Source organism: Treponema putidum (genome assembly GCF_000755145.1).
Lineage (GTDB): Bacteria > Spirochaetota > Spirochaetia > Treponematales > Treponemataceae > Treponema_B > Treponema_B putidum.
In genome coordinates, this window is record NZ_CP009228.1 from 2023916 (window position 1) to 2041640 (window position 17725).

Sequence of the window (17725 nt, forward strand, 5' to 3'; positions counted from 1 at the left end):
AAGTATGAAAAAGAGTATAGCTATAATTTTGTTTTTAGTAGGGTTTGTTGCTTTTTCTTTTGCTCAGCAAAATACAAATGAAAATGATTTTTCTACGATAGATGCTGCCGATCCTAATAAAGTAGGAATTGATACGGCAGAGCAGAGAATTAAAGAAGTTTCTATCGATAAGTTTGAAACCGAGGGTACATGGTATGCAAAGATGTCGGCTGATGAAGGCGTTATACGCTCCAGACTCTTTAACGGTAATCCGATGAATAAGAAACCTATTCCTGCCGAAGAAGGTCTTGAGCTGACGGATGAAAAGGTTTTGGGTGTAAAAGTTTCTTTTTATAGACGCGGTTATAACTCCTTTGAGGTTCATGCAACCAAAGCCCTTCCGGTAGAAGGAATAGCAAAAACTGCAAGTGTTTGGGTTGTAGGCCGAAGCTATCCGCACACAATGAAACTCATAGTAGAAGATTTTTGGGGAAAGAGATTTGAGCTTTATGTAGGAAAGTTAAATCATTCAGGTTGGAAACTTATGACCGTTGCAATTCCTCCGCAGAATTCGGCGGGAAAAACAGGTATTATCCAAAAAGATTACCACTATGGAACCAGCATGGGCTTGAAGATTGTAGGTTTCCGTGTTGAATGTGACCCGGAAGAGGCATACGGGCATTACTATATCTACTTTGATGATCTGCGCGTTGTAAGCGATTTGTACGAAGTTGATATGAGAGATAAGGACGATATGTCGGACAACTGGTAAAAATTACCGGTAAAATCCAATTTTACTATAAAGAAGGGTTAAAAATTTTTTAAGAAATTTTTTAGCCCTTTTTTTATAGATTTTTAATTTTTTGTACAGTGTAAACCGCTCTTTTTTTCCATCAGCTTTTATAATTCCTGCTTTTTTTAAAAACCAGCTTGTATAGGAAGTATATTTTTTTGCTCCAAGATTTTTTATGTCTTGGTTTGTAAATTCTTCAGGTAAAAAGTCTAATACCTTTTTACATATAGATTTAATGCTTGTATACTCTTCACTGCTGTGGATTTTAATAAGCTTTTTATTTATAACTCCTGGCCTTTGAGCTCTTCTTCTCTTTATCCCTCTATCGGTTTTTATAACCTCACAGCTTATATATACCAGTTTAAAACTCAAATTTTTATTATCTATGAGATGATAAAGGCCCGAAAGCTCTTTAAATATTTGAAAAAAGAATCCGTGTTTAGGGCTTTTTCTTCTATATCGAGTTGATCCGTCCTGGTTTAAGACACGTATATAAGAATCGACTGCTATAGGATAGACTATTAAAACCTTATGTTCAGGTAAAAATTTTTCTAACTTTAGTCTTAGAGCGCTTAAGTTTGAGGTTTGTATCTCTATTACTTGTCCCCCATCGCAGAGAATATCGCAGACACTTCTTAAAAGGGGCTGTTCTGTTTTTCCGTTTTTTGGACAAAAGTGTTCTTTTAGGCTTTTATGTAAGTCGCTTTCGTTATAGGTATTTATCATCTGCTGTAAGCGGTTTTAAATTTTTACGCATAATCTAAAAGTTCTTCCGCACTAAGCTGTTCAAGGATATATACGGTTTGAACTATTCCTCTTTCTTCTCTTGTTTGCTTTCCTTGGATTTGATAAACTATCATTTTATTTGTAGGAAGCCGACGCGGCAGCTCGTTTCCGTTTATATCTAAAAAGGCTCCTATGGATACGGGGCCGCTTATTTCTTGTTTTTCTCCATCAGGATAAATAATATAATATTCGTACAAAGTCATGGAATGATTTTACACTCTTTTTAAGTCATTGTCAATTTAGTAAAAATTTATGTCAAAATTTAGAAAAAATTGATTGTCAAAATTTGAAAAGTTAATATTTTATTATGTTATCTTATGTTATCTTATTTACATTTTTTTTTGAATGAGATATTATTTACTATTATGAATAAATTGGCTGAATTCCTTCCCGCTTTTATGCACTTTTCACGGCTTGAAAATACAAATCTTATTTTGCTGCTAGGCATAATTTTGCTTTTAGGCGCTATCGGCGGAACCGTATTTAAAAAATTAAAGATTCCTCAGGTCGTAGGTTACATTGTTATCGGAATCATAATAGGTCAGTCCGGTTTTCAGATTTTATCGTCTCAAATAATTACGGCTTTAGACCCCCTATCAAGTATAGCTCTTTCTCTTATAGGATTTTTGATTGGAGGAGAGTTAAAGACCAAGGTGATAAAAAAATACGGGACTCAGTTTGTGGGTATATTGATTTTTGAGTCAATAGTTCCATTTATAACGGTATCTATTTTTATTTCGCTTGTTGCATATTTGGTTACAAAGGATTTTGCTACCTCTGTTTCTTTAGGTTTAATCTTAGGCTCCGTATCTTCTGCAACGGCTCCCGCTGCAACTACCGATGTTCTACGTGAAAACAGAACCAGGGGTCCCTTAACAACAACGGTTTTAGGCATTGTTGCTATGGATGATGCTGTAGCTCTTGTATTATATGCTCTTGCTTCTTCAATAGCGGCTTCCCTTTTGGGAGCTCACACGGCAAGTTTCGGAAAACAGATTCTTATGCTTATTTACAATATCGTAGGCTCTATATGCTTGGGGAGCATAATAGGCTTTTTGTTAAGTTTGATTATCCGAAACATGATGACGGATTCAGGCCGTATTTTAGGCTTTTCGTTAGGAAGCCTCCTACTGTCAACTGGACTTTCTTATCTTCTTAATCTGGATACCATATTGGCTGCAATGGCTTTGGGTTTTTTTATGGTAAATTTTGCTCCTGCAAAAACTCGTTCCACTTTTACATTGGTAGAAAATTTTACGCCTCCCATTTATGTGCTTTTCTTTGTCTTGGTCGGGGCTAAATTGAATATTTGGAATGTAACACCCTTTGTTGCCCTTTTAGCTCTTTTATATATCTTTTTACGTACATTTGGAAAAACTATAGGGTCTATTTTCGGTTCATGGCTTACAAAGGCTCCCGAAACCGTTAGGAAGTATTTGCCTTTTTGTCTTTTAAGTCAGGCAGGAGTTGCCATAGGTCTTTCGATTTCGGCAGGCCATGATTTTTCGGACACCATCGGGCCGACCATCCTTCTTATAGTTACTGCAACCACTTTTGTAGTACAGCTGGTGGGGCCTATTTGTGTAAAATACGGAATCAAAAAATCCGGAGAATGCGGTTTGGATGTTACCGAAGAAGATTTGATGGAAACATTGTCGGTAGGAGATGTTATCTTAAACGGAAAAACGATTTGTTCTCCCGATTCTCCTGCCGTTATTTCTGAAAATGTTCCCTTAAGTGCTATAATAGATTCCTTTAGCCACAGTCCTAATTTGAATTATGCAGTTAGAAGCAGTGACGGCAGCCTTGCCGGTATGATAAGTTTGGATCATTTAAAGGAAACCTTGACAATGACAGGCATCTATGACTGTGTTTTTGCTATGGATATAATGCAGCCTGCAGATATTGTCTGTTCCGAAAAAACAGGTCTAAAAGATCTATATGAGCTTTATACCGAAAAAGATACCTATGCCGTTCCTATAGTGGGTGATAATGGAGAGCCTCTGGGCATGGCTGAAAAAGACACAATAGATCATTTTTTACATGGAAAAATAATAGAGCTTCATAAAACTGTTTCTGATGGGGACTAATCTATGTCTTGTTTTTCTCATGTAACCTATTGAAAATGTTTCTTTTTTATTGTATTATCACAACGTATTAAGCTTTTACGGCATTGGAATCTGTTTCGGCGATCCTTTGCAAGTCGGCTGGTCATTTGTTTTAAGATGAGCTTTTTTATAAAAATTATAAAAAAGCAGAGGTTTTCTATGCTCTTTTGAAAAAAAAGAAGGCTTATTTTAGGCAATGCAGATGGTATTGTCTAAAAACGCCGCGAGCGTGTAAAAAACCTCGTTTTATTGTATGTGTAAAGTCTTTTTAAGCTGACTTGTAGAAGTTTATTTTGCAATTGTACGCCTGTTATTTTGGAATGTGTGTTTTGTAGTTTTGAGTGGTGATATATGAATAATACCGAAGATATCCGCTGGAAGCAGCGATTTCAAAATTTTGAAAAAGCCCTTACCGTCTTTAAAGATAGGTGTTCGGACGTTAAGGAGAATCCAAAAGGTTCAAAATATTATGATGCTTTTCAGATGGCATTGGTGCAGGCTTTTGAAATTCTTATAGAGCTTTCTTGGAAGGTTTTAAAAGACTACCTTGAACATGAAGGGTATACGGAAGTCCAGACGGGAAAGAGAGCATTCCGCCAAGCCTTTCAAGATGGGATAATTAAAAATGGAGAGGTTTGGCTAAAAGCTCTTGAAATTAGAAATCATACAAGCCATATATATGATGTTTCTCTTCTTGAAGAGCTTAATATATTTATAGTTGAAAGTTTTTTACCTGAGGTTAAAAAACTCCATGATACACTGCAAGCGGAGCTTTAGTTTATGAGGTACGGCTTGCCTGAAGAACATATCAAAATAATTTTAGACTATATTTCAAGGTATAGCGAAATTGAAGAAGCCGTTTTATTCGGTTCCCGCGCATTAGGGACGTATAAGCCGGGTTCGGACGTAGATATTGCCTTAAAAGGAAATGAAGTAGATTCTTTTTTGGCTGCACATTTAAAATCGGAAATTGAAGAGGAAACATGCTTACCCTATTTTTTTGACTTTGTTGCCTATTCTAAATTGAACCATAAGGATTTAATCAGGCATATCGATAAGTACGGTGTGGTGTTGAAGTAAAGAAAATTTAAATTAGGTTAAGGGATTTTAATTATGAAAAAAAAGGTTTATCTTGGACTTACTGGAGATATTATTCATCCGGGGATTATCAACATTATCAATGAAGGTAAAAAATATGGACATCTTATAATAGGTCTATTAACCGATACGGCAATTGTTTCGCATAAGAGACTTCCGTATCTCTCTTATGAACAGCGTAAACAGGTTGTTGAAAACATTAAGGGTGTAAGCGAAGTCATTCCTCAGGAGGATTGGTCTTATATTCCGAACTTAAAAAAACTTAAGCCTGATTTTATTATTCACGGTGATGATTGGAAAAGCGGCTCTTTAAGTAAGATTCGGGATGAGGTTATCGAAGTGATGAAAGAGTGGGGCGGCGAGGTTATTGAAGTTCCTTATACTAAGGGAATTAATTCAAGCGCTCTTGCTTCAAATATGCACAGCATCGGTACCACCCCTGAAGTCAGAATGAAAACCTTGCGGCGTCTTATTGAAGCTAAGCCGATAGTTCGCATAATGGAAGCTCATTCAGGCCTTTCCGGACTTATTATAGAAAATCTTGAAGTACAAAAAGATGACGGTGTTCATCGTTATGACGGAATGTGGTCTTCCAGCTTGACAGACTCCACCAGTAAAGGAAAACCGGACATAGAAGCTGTTGATCTTACAACCCGTTTGCAAAGTTTAACTGATATTCTTGAATGTACTACCAAGCCTATTATTTATGATGGAGACACAGGGGGGAAAACAGAGCACTTTGTGTTTACTGTACGGACCCTTGAGCGCAATGGTGTTTCCGCCATCATAATTGAAGATAAGGTTGGCTTGAAGAAAAACAGTCTTTTCGGCACGGAAGCAAAACAGGAATTAGCATCTGTTGAAGATTTTTGTCATAAAATTTCCGAAGGAAAAAAAGCACAAGTTACAAAAGACTTTATGATAATAGCCCGTCTTGAGTCTCTTATAGCCGGACATTCCGTCGACGAAGCATTGGAGCGTGCTTTTGCCTATGTAAAAGCCGGTGCCGACGGCGTTATGATTCATAGTAAAGAAAAACACGGAAACGATATAAAAGAGTTTTGTGAACGCTTTAGAAAAGAATATGAGAAGGTTCCCATAGTCTTAGTTCCTACGACTTATAATCAGTTTACCGAAAAGGAATTGGCTGCATGGGGTGCAAACATAATCATCTATGCCAACCACATGCTGCGTGCTTCATATCCTGCAATGCTCAAAGCGGCAAAAACTATTTTAGAGGCTGAGCGTTCATTGGAAGTAAATGACATGTGCCTTTCGATTAAACAAATTTTGGAACTTATTCCGGGGACTAAATAAATGATAAGACCTCAGTTTTTTTATGAGTTGTTAAAAGAAAACGGTACCGGCTTTTTTACCGGTGTGCCCGATTCTCTTTTAAAAAACTTTTGTGCGTATTTAACCGATACAGCGGCAAGCAAAAATCATATTATCGCAGCAAATGAAGGCTGTGCCGTAGGACTTGCTGCGGGACATTATTTTGCAACAGGAAGAGTTCCGCTTGTTTATATGCAGAATTCCGGCTTGGGAAACACGGTCAACCCTCTACTTTCGCTTGCGGATAAGGAAGTGTATTCGGTTCCTCTGCTGCTGGTAATCGGATGGCGCGGTGAGCCGGGAGTTCACGATGAACCGCAGCATATAAAACAAGGCCGTGTTACCTGCTCTCTTCTTGATGCAATGGAAATTCCGTATTCCATCCTCTCGGATAAGGAAGAAGAGGCAAAACTTCAGCTTGAAAAAGCTTACTCGCATATAAAAGCTTCAAGTTCTCCTTATGCAGTTGTAGTGCGTAAAGGAATTTTTGATTCTTATACGTTAAAAACAAATGAGGCTGTCCCTGCCGAAATAAGCCGGGAGCAAGCTATAGAACAAATAATTCTCAATGCTCCTTTAAATGCCGTTTTTGTTTCAACTACGGGAATGGCATCGCGGGAACTTTATGAGCTGCGTGATAAACACGGCCAAGGTCATGCCAAAGATTTTTTAACGGTCGGCTCTATGGGGCATGCTTCACAAATTGCCCTAGGTATCGCTTTGACTAAAGAAGATAAAACCGTTTTTTGTATAGATGGAGATGGGGCTGCTATTATGCACTTAGGCGGCTTGACAGCAATCGGTTCACAGAGACCGAAAAATATGGTGCACTTTGTTTTGAACAACGGTGCGCATGATTCGGTAGGCGGTCAACCCACTGTAGCTCGAAAGATAAACTTATGCGCTGTTGCCGAAGCCTGCGGTTATGATAAGGTTGTGTCCGTTAAAACTCTTGAAGAATTACAATCAAGGTTAAAAGAACTGTGCACAAATTCCGGGTCTGTTTTTATCGAAGTTTTGGTATCAAAGGGTGCACGAGCCGATTTAGGAAGACCTAAGTCATCGCCTATTGAAAACAAAAAAGCTTTTATGGAATTTTTGGAGGGGAAAAAATGATTAAACAAGCTGTAATTTTGGCGGGCGGTTTGGGATCGCGCTTAAAAGATAAAACTAAGACTATGCCGAAGGGTTTTTTGGAAATAGGCGGTACTGCAATTGTTGAGCAATCCGTACAAAAGCTTCTTGCTCACGGAATTGAAAAAATCATAATCGGAACAGGACATTGCAGCGAATACTATGACCGTCTTGCAAAAAAATACCCTGCCATTATCACGGTAAAAAATGAAAATTATGTTGCTACCGGCAGCATGGGGACTCTTGAGGTTTGCGCCCCTCTTGCGGACGAAGATTTTTTGCTTTTAGAATCCGACCTTATTTATGATTCAGCCGGTTTATTTACGCTTATAAATGATGAACGGAAGAATCTTATTTTGGCAAGCGGTGCTACCCAATCGGGTGATGAGGTCTATCTTGAAGCCGATGAAAAAGCTTGTCTTACAGGCCTTTCTAAAAATAAAGAAACTTTGAAGAATGTTTTCGGCGAACTGGTCGGTATTACTAAATTGACAAAAGAAGCGTCAGATAAAATGTGTGCCTTTGCAAAAGCTCACCATACCGATTTACCTAAGATGGAATATGAACATGCGCTTTTGGAAGTTGCTAAAACGATGCCTGTTGCAATTAAAAAAATTGAGTACTTTGTTTGGCGCGAAATAGATAATGAAGATCATTTAGAGATGGCTGTAAAAAATATTTATCCGCATATTGTTGAAAACGAGCAGCTGCGTGCGGTACGCCGTGAGGTCTTACTTAATCCCGGGCCTGCAACAACTACCGACAGCGTAAAATATGCGCAAGTTTCTGCCGATATCTGCCCGCGTGAAAAAGTATTCGGCGATTTAATGCAGTGGCTTTGCGATGAATTAAAACTTTTTGCTCTAGGCTCTGGTACAAATCCTGCCGAATATGAAACTGTTATGTTCGGATGTTCGGGCACCGGTGCAGATGAGGTTATGGTTTCATCCTGTGTGCCTGATACGGGAAGACTTTTGGTAATAGATAACGGTTCCTACGGTGCCCGCATGGCAAAAATCGCACAAGTATATAAAATTCCGATGGACGTTTTTAAAAGTTCTACGTATGAACCGATTGATTTACAAAAATTGGAAGCGGAATTTGCAACAAAAAAATATACTCACCTTGCTTGTGTTTATCACGAAACTACTACAGGGCTTTTGAATCCCTTGCATATCATCTGCCCTATGGCGAAAAAATACGGCATGGTTACGATTGTCGATGCCGTAAGTGCATACTGCGGAATGCCTATGGACTTAAAAACACTCGGCATTGACTTTATGGCTTCTACCAGTAACAAAAACATTCAAGGAATGGCGGGCGTCGGTTTTGTTATCTGTAATAAGGCAGAACTTGAAAAGATAAAAGATTATCCCATGCGCAACTACTATCTTAATCTTTATGACCAATATGCTTATTTTTCAAAAACACACCAAACCCGTTTTACGCCGCCCGTACAAACCATGTATGCTTTGCGACAGGCTGTCTTAGAGACAAAACAGGAAACGGTTCAAAAACGTTATGAACGCTATACCGCATGTTGGAATATCTTAGTCGCAGCCGTTAAAAAGCTCGGTCTTAAAATGCTGGTAAAAGAAGAACACCAGAGTCATTTTATTACGGCAATATTGGAGCCTGAAACACCTAAATACAGCTTTGATGCCTTGCACGATTTTGCATCCGAACACAGTTTTACCATCTACCCCGGTAAACTCGGAAACATCAACACATTCCGCATTGCCAATATCGGCGATATCCAACCTGAAGAAATGCTCCGCTTTACAATGAAACTTGAAGAATATATGAAGGGGATTGGGGTAGGGGTGTAATGATATGCCATTTAGAATGGCATAAATATGTCGATGGTATTGACATATAATACGGAATAGAAATCATGCCTGCGTGGGAATATTTTGAATAATTTTTAAGGAACAGTTTATGACTCTAACAAAAACGGAAGAAACTTGGGATTTAATTATAGAACCAAAGCGTAAGCTTTTGGATATACCCATTCGCGAAGTAATAAGATATAGGGATCTTATTGCTCTTTTTATAAAGAGGGATTTTGTTACGCAGTACAAACAAACAATTTTGGGACCATTGTGGTTTATTATAAACCCGCTTATTTCAACGGTAATGTATGCTTTCGTATTCGGTAATCTGGCAAAGTTAAGTACTGACGGTGTTCCTCATATTTTATTTTATTATGCAGGCACAATGCTATGGTCTTTTTTTGCAGGCTGTTTTACCGATGCTACAAATATCTTTGTAAATAATGCATCTTTATTTGGAAAGGTTTATTTTCCTCGTCTGACTGTTCCTATAAGTAATATTGCGAGTAATGTTACAAGAATATTGGTGCAATTTTTGTGTTTGATGGGCTTTTTTGTTTATTATTTAGTAACTTCAGATGTTTTAAGACCTTCTTTGTTAGCTCTTCTTTTTCCGCTTATTTTGATTTGGATTGCATCTGTTGCAACAGGAATGGGAATGGTTATATCGGCTTTAACAACTAAGTATAAAGATTTAAGACTCCTAGTAAATTTTGCCTTAAATCTTGCAATGTATGCCACTGCTGTAGTTTATCCGGTGTCTCAAATTCCTCAAAGGTTTCATTGGGTATTATATGCTAATCCGATGAATGCTCCTATTGAACTTTTTAGACTTTGGTTTTATGGGGCCGGCGGAATTCCCTTTCAGGCAATTATTTCGAGTATTTTGCTGACTCTTTTCTTTTTGTTTATAGGGCTTATTATGTTTAATCAAAATGAGCGTAATTTTATTGATGTGGTGTAGGAGACATACAGCGAGCTTTAACAAGCAGGAATTATATGATGAAATCAATGATACGGGATTGCTTATGGGATTATAGTATCAGTGAACCGGAACTGCAGTCTATCATTACAGGCGGTGATATGAAAAAAAAGCAATGGCTTTTTAATCGCATTGTGTATAACTCGCAGGATAAAATCGGTGATTTGCTGTTGTTTTCCAAAAAGGATTTATGCACTCTTTTTGACGGCTTTACTTTTTCTCATCGTTCCGGTTTAACGTGGGAAGTATACATGGCCTTGAGAAACACAATGCTGAACGAACGGCAGTATATAGAAAAGTTACAATGGAAAAAACTATAGTGCAGAATTATGATGAGTTGTATGCTCTTCAAGATAGGGTATTAGGGATTGTCTTTTCAGAAGAAACGCCGTTTTATTTAACAGGGGGAACTGCACTCCATCGCTTTTATTGTAATGCACGTTATTCGGACGATTTGGATTTTTTTATGAACGGACAGCCCTATTTTTATGATGAAGTCAAAGAGATTATCTATAGGTTAAGAAAATACTTTGAGATTGAAACTGTGATAAATGCAAAAGATTTTTTGCGGATAAAAATAGGGCAATTGAAAATTGACTTTGTAAACGATAGAGTATATAAGTACGGAATTTCAAATAAAATATGCGATTTTGCAGTTGATAATGTGTTTAATATACTGGCAAATAAATTAACGGCAGTTATCGGACGTGATGAAGAAAAAGATGTATTTGATATTGTTTCCGTTTGTTTGATGTATGAGTTTGATTGGAAAATGATTTTGAAAGCAGCACATCAAAAAGAATACTTTGATGATTGTACGCTTATTGAGCGCTTAAAAACGTTTCCGCTTTGGTGGCTGGAAAATCTGAAATTGATAAAACCTATGCCTATAACGGAAACTCTGATTTTTACAATCTGTCATGATATAAGACAAAAGGATAAAAACTCGGTGTTTGGGATTAAATATGAGTAATACTGTAATAAAGATAGAGCATCTTTCAAAGATGTATAAACTGGGCCTAATAAACAACGATGCTCTTTTTAGGGATATTCAAAGTTGGTGGGCATTAAAACGAGGAAAGGAAGATCCTCATTCACAGATTGGTAAAGATAAATATCTAGGCTCCGATACCGAATTTTGGGCCTTAAAAGATTTAACATTTGATATTAAGCAGGGGGACAGGGTTGGTATAATCGGCAAAAATGGAGCTGGTAAGTCTACATTACTAAAAGTGCTTTCTCGTATAACTACTCCTACTGAAGGTTCTGTAAAAATAAGAGGAAAGGTTTCAAGCTTACTGGAAGTAGGTACGGGGTTTCACGGTGAACTTACAGGACGGGAAAATATTTATTTAAATGGAGCAATCCTCGGCATGAAAAAGGCTGAAATTGACCGTAAACTTGATGAGATTATAGATTTTTCAGGTATTGAAAAGCACATTGATACGCCTGTAAAACGGTATTCAAGCGGTATGTATGTCCGCCTTGCTTTTGCGGTTGCCGCCTATTTGGATAGCGATATTCTGATAGCTGATGAAGTGCTGGCCGTAGGAGATGTCGCCTTTCAAAAAAAAGCTTTGGGAAAGATGAACGAACTGAGTACGGGACAGGGCAGAACGGTACTGTTTGTAAGCCACAATATGACTATGGTTAGAAAATTGTGTGACAAAGGAATTTTTCTTGAAACAGGAAAAATTAAGTATGATGGCGATATTGAAAATGGGATTAAATTATATTTGGAAAAACATCCTGCTAATTTGAAAATTCACTATAACTTTGATGGGCAGATACGTAGCTTTTTAGATAGAGGAACCAATTTTATTATTCATGATTTTTATTTTTTAGATAAAGAAAATGCACAGTTTCTATCTACAGAACTAATGAAGTTTCGTATAAACATTGAAGCAAAACACAATTTTGAAAATTTACGTATTCGATTGGAGATACGAACTCTTGATGAAACGAATGTAGGAATGTCAGAATCAAAACCCTTGTTTTCAATTTATGCTGGAGAAAGCAAAATATTGGATTTTGGTTTTAATATTTCCAATCTGGCTGAAGGAATGTATACTCTGCGATTAACAATATTTGAGCTGAATCAATTGGGACTTCATAAGGGTTTTGATGAAACCACTGAACTTATTTATTTTGAAGTAATAGAATCGGAGTTGGATAGAACAAATTGGTTGCCGCAATATTGGGGACATGTAAAGCTATCACCGGTGCAAAGTCTCTTATAAGGAAAAACAATTATGAAAATAGGCATAATCACTTTATCAGCTTCGTACAATTGCGGTTCTATGTTACAGGCTTATGCTCTAAAATCAATCTTAAAAAAATATGGGGATGTAGAAATTATAAATTTTACTTCCGAGAAGTCCGAACGGCAATATCAAATTATACCTTCTTCAATTATTGATAAATTTAGATTTTTTAAAAATGATAGAAAACATTTTATTAAAGTGTTCTATGAAAAAAAAGGGTATACAGAGTTTCAACGATATAAGCTCAAACTTTCAAATAAAAAACTATATGCAAATCAATTATATACAATAGTTGAAAAGTTTGATGTCATTGTTGCTGGAAGTGACCAAATATGGAATGTAGATATGAATGATTTTGATGAAGCGTTTTTTTGTGACTGGTTTAAAGGAAAAAAAGTTGCCTACGCTCCAAGCTTAGGACAGACAGATATATCTACAAGTTCGAAAGCAGAAAAGTATAAAAAGTATATAGATTCTTTTGATTTTATTTCAGCTAGAGAAAAGTTTGGAAGTTTATGTTTAAAGAAATTGTTAAAAAAAGATATTCCTATTGTATTGGATCCTACGCTTTTGGTGACAAAAGAAGAATGGAAGCGCTTGATAGGGAAGCCTCTGATAGCAAGTGAATATATTTTCTATTATTCTTGGGCATATTTATGTAATGAATTAAATATATTAGTAAAAGAAAAAAGTGCAGGGAAAAAAATGCCTGTTTATGTTTTGGATGCTCATAAGTGGAGTAATTCTCATCATAAAAAATATGGTTTTAATTTGTTAAGTAGAGGCGGCCCGTCTGTTTTTTTAAATTTAATGTATTATGCAAAAGAATGTTATGTGGAATCGTTTCATGGTTTACTCTTTGCATATATCTTTAATAAGGATTTTTGGATCTTAAATGTATCTGAGAACCTTAAGGAAGATGATATCCGGTTATATGAAATGATGTCTTTGTTAAATGTACAAAATCGGTTATTATGGCCCAATAGGAAAGATATATCTTCCGATATATCTTTTAACTCTTCGAGATTGGATTTTTATGCTAAAAAATCTTTTTTATATTTGGATGAGGCTTTTAAATAAAGTATGAAATTTGCTTATTTGATTATGGCTCATGATAATCCAAACCAGTTAAAAATACTGCTTGAACTATTGGATTATGGGGTAAATGATATCTATTTGCATATTGATCCCAAAAGTAGTGAACTTAAAAAAATAGATTGGCTTAATTGGGTGAAATATGCAAAAATATTTGTATATTCAAAATATAATGTATTATGGGGAGATATAAGCCAAACAAAATGTCAAATGTTTCTATTAAAAGAGGCTTTATGTTTGCCGCACGATTATTATCATTTAATTTCAGGTAAAGACTTACCTATAAAACCACATACTGAAATAATAAATTTTTTTGAAAAAAATAAAGGAAAAGAGTTTGTTTTTTTTGAAGATACTGATTATTGTAAAAAAGATAGTTGTTTACATTATCATTTTTTCTATTATGTGGAAAATGAAAAAAACAAAATTTTACGAAATTTTAAGTTTTTATTAGATAATTTTCTTTTATGGATACAGAAGGCTTTAAAAGTTGAGAGAAAATTTTATTGCGGAGATAATTGGTTCAGTATAACGGAAAAATTAGCTTCAGATTTTTCTTCTAAAGGGAAAAAAATGATAAGGAAAGTAAAATTTTGTAAAAATTCAGATGAATTAATATTACAAACTTTTTTGTATCCAATTTATAAAGATTATGATTTATATTATAGAGGTTTTGACAGTAATCATATATCAATACTTCGCTATATCGACTGGGATAGAGGTAGCCCTTATGTTTGGAGATTGAAAGATTATGATCAATTGTGCGAATCTCCTTTTTTATTTGCTCGAAAATTTGATGAAACAATTGATAACAAGATCATACTAAAGATATACAATAAATTAAAAAACTGACATCTGTATGTTCAGACACCAAGAAAACTCGTTTTTGTTACCAGAAGAAGGTAGATTGTGAATTTTATTAAAAAAATAATACAAGGCAATGATTATAGATTAAATGACAAAAATAATAACATAAAACATTTGGATAATGTAAAGTGGATTCTGACATTGCTTATTGTGTTATATCATATCGGTTTACCCTATCAAAACAAGTATGAAAGTCTTTTTTATCTAATTAAGAATCTAGGGGATGGAGCCGTTCATGCCTTTGCTCTTATTTCAGGTTTTCTATTTTTTAAAACAGTTAAAAAATTTGAAGATTTGGAACATAAAATTAAAACTCGTTTCTTTTCATTAGTACTTCCGTATTTATTATGGAATTTTATACACACATGCGTACTTAGTATGATTAATTTATATAAATCGAACTATGCTGTGATTGATTTTAACATCAGAAATAATATTCTAAAATGGTCATCATCTCCCCATTTTTGGTATATATTTATGTTGATTTTTTGGACAGTTTTGTCCCCCATTTTATTTTTATTATTTAGAGATAAGAAATTACTCATATTACTTTTATTGTCACAGATTGGATATTATTTTTATAAAGGGAAGAATATTTTAGATTCAAGGTTTATATATATTCTATATACATGGGGGGGGGTAATCGGTTTTTATTATCCTGATTTAATTAATAAACTACAGGATATGAAAAAGAACTATAAAAAAGTATTATACTTTCTTGCGTTATTAATATTTATTCTTATCAGTTTTATACTTTTTAAATTTGATTTCGACATGCAGATTAAAACCTTATTATATGCTATAAAAGGTGCAGCTTCAATCATTTTAATTTTTAATTTACCACTACTAATTATTGGAAAGAAAACCGATTTTAAATATTCATTTTGGATTTTTGCTACTCATTTTTGGCTTGATTATTATATAGCTTATTATGTGAGTATATATATAGATAATATATTTTTTTATCAATTTATAACTTTTGTAGTCGTTTTTACTATATGTTTAGTATCCGGAATTATTGTTAATAAAACTATTCCGAAGTTATATACTTTACTTGTGGGTAACAGATCATAAAGTAAGATGTTAAATATTGTTATTTTGGAGGTTCATAAAAATGCATAACATTAAAACTTTTATCAAGTCGGTCTTACGTAAAAAGACAGCGTATGAAAAAGCTCTTACAGACGAAGAATGGGGAAAATTATACAACCCTTCTATCGTAGATAATTTAGTTAAGAATATTAAAGACAAAAATGTTTCTATATGGTCAAAACATCTAGTTGAAATAACTCAAAAAGATGAAAAAATACTTGAAATCGGTTGCGGAACAGGTATAACTTCGGTTTATTTAGCTATGTATGGCAGAAATTCTACTGCATTGGATTTTTCTAAAGAAGCCTTGGCTTGTGCAACAGAGTTGGCATCTCGGACAAATGTAGATATACATTCGACCTTTGCGGATGCTACAAAGCCCCTTCCGTTTAAGGAAAATGAATTTGATACGGTATTTCAGGCTGGTCTATTGGAACACTTTGATAGAGATGAGAGAATCTCTCTACTAAGAAATTGGGGGGGGGTAACAAAACGTATGATTTCTTTAATTCCCAATGCTGCCTCAATAGCATATAGAACAGGAAAAGCCATGATGGAAGCAAACGGTACTTGGCCGTATGGAAAAGAATGTCCGCAATACAGTTTGGCTAAAGAATTTGAAGAAGCAGGGTTTGAAAACATAACCGAATATACAATTGGAAAAGACCATGCTTTACAATTTTTACCAGAAGATAATTATTTGCGTATTGCTTTGGATAGATGGATAAAAGAGAATGCTTGTGAGGATGATTGTCATCAAGGGTATCTTTTGGTTACTATCGGAACCAAGAAATAAATTAACTACAAAAGGTAGAAAATATGGATAATATTCAGAGGTTTAAAAATTGTATTAACTGGATAAAAAATAATTCAATTAATGATTCCGGTATTGCTGTAACATCAAAACAAAAAAGAATATATCCCGAAGTAACCGGATATTACATACCTACTTTAATTGAATGGGGTTATAAAGGATTAGCAGCAAACTATGCAAAATCGCTATGTTCTCTGCAAAAATTTGATGGGGCTTGGTATGATTCAGGAAATATACATCCGTATATTTTTGATACGGCACAGATTCTAAAAGGATTGATCGCAATATATCCTGTAATGCCTGAAGTAAAAAAGAATATCATTAAAGGCTGTGATTGGATTTTGTGCAATATGACTGAAGAGGGGTGTTTAAAACCTGCTTTTGATAACTGCTTTCCTGAAGATGATTTTTTTTATTCGGAATTGGTCCATACTTATTGCCTTACTCCTTTAAAGGATGCCTCAAAACTTTTTAATAAGCCCGAATATGAAAAATCTGCAGTAAAAATAAAAGATTATTACATTGCAAACTTCAAGCAAAAAATTTTGAACTTTAATTTTTTATCTCATTTTTATGCATATGTTATGGAAGGTCTTCTTGATATGGGAGAAACCGAACTTATAAAAGAAGCTATGCATAATATTGAAAAATTCCGCAATAAAAAAGGCGGAATTCCCGGTTTAAATAATGTCGATTGGGTATGTTCTACCGGAATGTTTCAGTTGGCTCTTGTGTATTATAAATTAGGAGAACTTGAAAAAGGAAACAGCCTTTTTGAGTATGCCTGTTCATTGCAAAATGATTCGGGCGGCTGGTACGGAAGTTATCCGGTCTCATTTATAAATAAATACTTTACATTCGGCAATAAAAAAGCTCATTATTTTCCCGATGAAGAAATTTCTTGGGCAAATAAATATTTTTTGGATGCTTTGGCATATAAAGGAAAACTCGCATTTGAAAAAATGGCACCTGTTTTTATAGATACAATTAAAAAAACAGATGGTCGGTATCTTGCCGTAAAAAGTTTGTTGGAAGACTGCCAAAATAAAAACTCTTCTAATAACTCTGTAACTGTTTGCGATGTAGGATGCGGTAAAGGACGTTACTTAAATAATTTGATCGAAGATTATCCGTCTAATACATATTTTGCTGTAGACCTTTCAGAGACAGTAATGACAAAGATCAATAAAACTGTATCGAAAAAATCCGGACGGCTTACAAATATTCCGCATGAAAATGAAAAATTCGATTTTGTGTATGTATGTGAAGCATTAGAACATGCTATTAATATAAACGGTGCTTTACAGGAACTGTATCGGATAACGAAAAAAAACGGAACTTTTTTTGTTATTGACAAACCTATTGAAAAGCTTGGAGCTCTTGAACTTGATCCTTGGGAACAGTGGATTAGTGATAAGGATATGCATGATTTTGCCATTAGCCATAACTGTACCTTAGAAATAATACCGTCAATAAAATATGAGAATGGAAAAGATGACGGTTTATTTAGAGGCTGGATATTTAGAAAATAATATTTTGGGAGAAC

Annotated in this window: 18 protein-coding genes; 16 read left to right on the forward strand and 2 right to left on the reverse strand. The window is 35.0% G+C overall.

What is annotated here, in order from left to right; all coding sequences use genetic code 11:
- Positions 1 to 4: 4 nt before the first annotated feature.
- Complete coding sequence (locus JO40_RS09205; RefSeq protein WP_044979076.1) at positions 5 to 751, forward strand: flagellar filament outer layer protein FlaA; 747 nt, start codon at positions 5 to 7, stop codon at positions 749 to 751.
- A 3-nt stretch (positions 752 to 754) separates the two neighbouring features.
- Here the strand turns inward: JO40_RS09205 and JO40_RS09210 are convergent, their stop codons facing one another.
- Positions 755 to 1498: a DUF8091 domain-containing protein gene (locus JO40_RS09210; RefSeq protein WP_245608830.1), complete on the reverse strand. Its 744-nt coding sequence runs from the start codon at positions 1496 to 1498 to the stop codon at positions 755 to 757.
- A gap of 23 nt (positions 1499 to 1521) precedes the next feature.
- The gene (locus tag JO40_RS09215; protein ID WP_044979077.1) at positions 1522 to 1761 is read right to left on the reverse strand and encodes a hypothetical protein; all 240 of its coding nucleotides are present in this window, start codon (positions 1759 to 1761) and stop codon (positions 1522 to 1524) included.
- 162 nt (positions 1762 to 1923) lie between these two features.
- On the opposite strand from JO40_RS09215, the gene JO40_RS09220 reads away from it, so the two are divergent.
- From JO40_RS09220 to JO40_RS09295, 15 genes are all read left to right on the forward strand, one after another.
- Positions 1924 to 3648 (forward strand): cation:proton antiporter domain-containing protein, encoded by a 1725-nt coding sequence (locus JO40_RS09220; RefSeq protein ID WP_044979078.1) that lies wholly within the window; start codon positions 1924 to 1926, stop codon positions 3646 to 3648.
- A 369-nt stretch (positions 3649 to 4017) separates the two neighbouring features.
- The gene (locus tag JO40_RS09230) at positions 4018 to 4443 is read left to right on the forward strand and encodes an HI0074 family nucleotidyltransferase substrate-binding subunit (protein ID WP_044979080.1); all 426 of its coding nucleotides are present in this window, start codon (positions 4018 to 4020) and stop codon (positions 4441 to 4443) included.
- 3 nt (positions 4444 to 4446) lie between these two features.
- The gene (locus JO40_RS09235; protein ID WP_044979081.1) at positions 4447 to 4746 is read left to right on the forward strand and encodes a nucleotidyltransferase family protein; all 300 of its coding nucleotides are present in this window, start codon (positions 4447 to 4449) and stop codon (positions 4744 to 4746) included.
- Positions 4747 to 4779: 33 nt separating this feature from the next.
- Positions 4780 to 6081 carry a phosphoenolpyruvate mutase gene (aepX, locus tag JO40_RS09240; RefSeq protein ID WP_044979082.1) on the forward strand — a complete coding sequence of 434 codons (1302 nt, stop codon included), beginning with the start codon at positions 4780 to 4782 and terminating at the stop codon, positions 6079 to 6081.
- The gene (gene aepY, locus JO40_RS09245) at positions 6082 to 7215 is read left to right on the forward strand and encodes a phosphonopyruvate decarboxylase (RefSeq protein WP_044979083.1); all 1134 of its coding nucleotides are present in this window, start codon (positions 6082 to 6084) and stop codon (positions 7213 to 7215) included.
- Positions 7212 to 9062, forward strand: a complete 1851-nt coding sequence (locus JO40_RS09250; RefSeq protein ID WP_044979084.1) for a 2-aminoethylphosphonate aminotransferase — start codon at positions 7212 to 7214, stop codon at positions 9060 to 9062. Before aepY ends, JO40_RS09250 begins: the two co-directional genes overlap by 4 nt.
- A 109-nt stretch (positions 9063 to 9171) precedes the next feature.
- A complete protein-coding gene (locus JO40_RS09255; RefSeq protein ID WP_044979085.1) occupies positions 9172 to 10029 on the forward strand; it encodes an ABC transporter permease in 858 nt (285 codons plus the stop codon).
- Positions 10030 to 10064: 35 nt separating this feature from the next.
- On the forward strand, positions 10065 to 10367 hold the full coding sequence (locus tag JO40_RS09260; RefSeq protein ID WP_044979086.1) for a hypothetical protein: 303 nt from the start codon (positions 10065 to 10067) through the stop codon (positions 10365 to 10367).
- Positions 10352 to 11020, forward strand: a complete 669-nt coding sequence (locus JO40_RS09265; protein ID WP_044979087.1) for a nucleotidyl transferase AbiEii/AbiGii toxin family protein — start codon at positions 10352 to 10354, stop codon at positions 11018 to 11020. The genes JO40_RS09260 and JO40_RS09265 overlap by 16 nt, the downstream gene beginning before the upstream one ends.
- Positions 11013 to 12287 (forward strand): ABC transporter ATP-binding protein, encoded by a 1275-nt coding sequence (locus tag JO40_RS09270; protein ID WP_044979088.1) that lies wholly within the window; start codon positions 11013 to 11015, stop codon positions 12285 to 12287. Before JO40_RS09265 ends, JO40_RS09270 begins: the two co-directional genes overlap by 8 nt.
- Before the next feature lie 12 nt (positions 12288 to 12299).
- On the forward strand, positions 12300 to 13391 hold the full coding sequence (locus JO40_RS09275) for a polysaccharide pyruvyl transferase family protein (RefSeq protein WP_084224532.1): 1092 nt from the start codon (positions 12300 to 12302) through the stop codon (positions 13389 to 13391).
- 3 nt (positions 13392 to 13394) lie between these two features.
- Positions 13395 to 14258: a beta-1,6-N-acetylglucosaminyltransferase gene (locus tag JO40_RS09280; protein WP_044979090.1), complete on the forward strand. Its 864-nt coding sequence runs from the start codon at positions 13395 to 13397 to the stop codon at positions 14256 to 14258.
- 57 nt (positions 14259 to 14315) lie between these two features.
- Entirely contained in the window at positions 14316 to 15347 is a 1032-nt protein-coding gene (locus JO40_RS09285) for an acyltransferase family protein (RefSeq protein WP_044979091.1), read from the forward strand.
- Positions 15348 to 15387: 40 nt separating this feature from the next.
- Positions 15388 to 16161, forward strand: a complete 774-nt coding sequence (locus JO40_RS09290; protein ID WP_044979092.1) for a class I SAM-dependent methyltransferase — start codon at positions 15388 to 15390, stop codon at positions 16159 to 16161.
- 23 nt (positions 16162 to 16184) lie between these two features.
- Positions 16185 to 17711: a methyltransferase domain-containing protein gene (locus JO40_RS09295; RefSeq protein WP_084224534.1), complete on the forward strand. Its 1527-nt coding sequence runs from the start codon at positions 16185 to 16187 to the stop codon at positions 17709 to 17711.
- Positions 17712 to 17725 lie beyond the last annotated feature (14 nt).

Excerpts from the sequence above, each read along its gene's own strand:
- JO40_RS09205 (WP_044979076.1), top strand. The coding sequence starts at position 5 with ATGAAAAAGAGTATAGCTATAATTTTGTTTTTAGTAGGGTTTGTTGCT.
- JO40_RS09210 (WP_245608830.1), bottom strand. The coding sequence starts at position 1,498 with ATGATAAATACCTATAACGAAAGCGACTTACATAAAAGCCTAAAAGAA.
- JO40_RS09215 (WP_044979077.1), bottom strand. The coding sequence starts at position 1,761 with ATGACTTTGTACGAATATTATATTATTTATCCTGATGGAGAAAAACAA.
- JO40_RS09220 (WP_044979078.1), top strand. The coding sequence starts at position 1,924 with ATGAATAAATTGGCTGAATTCCTTCCCGCTTTTATGCACTTTTCACGG.
- JO40_RS09230 (WP_044979080.1), top strand. The coding sequence starts at position 4,018 with ATGAATAATACCGAAGATATCCGCTGGAAGCAGCGATTTCAAAATTTT.
- JO40_RS09235 (WP_044979081.1), top strand. The coding sequence starts at position 4,447 with ATGAGGTACGGCTTGCCTGAAGAACATATCAAAATAATTTTAGACTAT.
- aepX (WP_044979082.1), top strand. The coding sequence starts at position 4,780 with ATGAAAAAAAAGGTTTATCTTGGACTTACTGGAGATATTATTCATCCG.
- aepY (WP_044979083.1), top strand. The coding sequence starts at position 6,082 with ATGATAAGACCTCAGTTTTTTTATGAGTTGTTAAAAGAAAACGGTACC.
- JO40_RS09250 (WP_044979084.1), top strand. The coding sequence starts at position 7,212 with ATGATTAAACAAGCTGTAATTTTGGCGGGCGGTTTGGGATCGCGCTTA.
- JO40_RS09255 (WP_044979085.1), top strand. The coding sequence starts at position 9,172 with ATGACTCTAACAAAAACGGAAGAAACTTGGGATTTAATTATAGAACCA.
- JO40_RS09260 (WP_044979086.1), top strand. The coding sequence starts at position 10,065 with ATGATGAAATCAATGATACGGGATTGCTTATGGGATTATAGTATCAGT.
- JO40_RS09265 (WP_044979087.1), top strand. The coding sequence starts at position 10,352 with ATGGAAAAAACTATAGTGCAGAATTATGATGAGTTGTATGCTCTTCAA.
- JO40_RS09270 (WP_044979088.1), top strand. The coding sequence starts at position 11,013 with ATGAGTAATACTGTAATAAAGATAGAGCATCTTTCAAAGATGTATAAA.
- JO40_RS09275 (WP_084224532.1), top strand. The coding sequence starts at position 12,300 with ATGAAAATAGGCATAATCACTTTATCAGCTTCGTACAATTGCGGTTCT.
- JO40_RS09280 (WP_044979090.1), top strand. The coding sequence starts at position 13,395 with ATGAAATTTGCTTATTTGATTATGGCTCATGATAATCCAAACCAGTTA.
- JO40_RS09290 (WP_044979092.1), top strand. The coding sequence starts at position 15,388 with ATGCATAACATTAAAACTTTTATCAAGTCGGTCTTACGTAAAAAGACA.
- JO40_RS09295 (WP_084224534.1), top strand. The coding sequence starts at position 16,185 with ATGGATAATATTCAGAGGTTTAAAAATTGTATTAACTGGATAAAAAAT.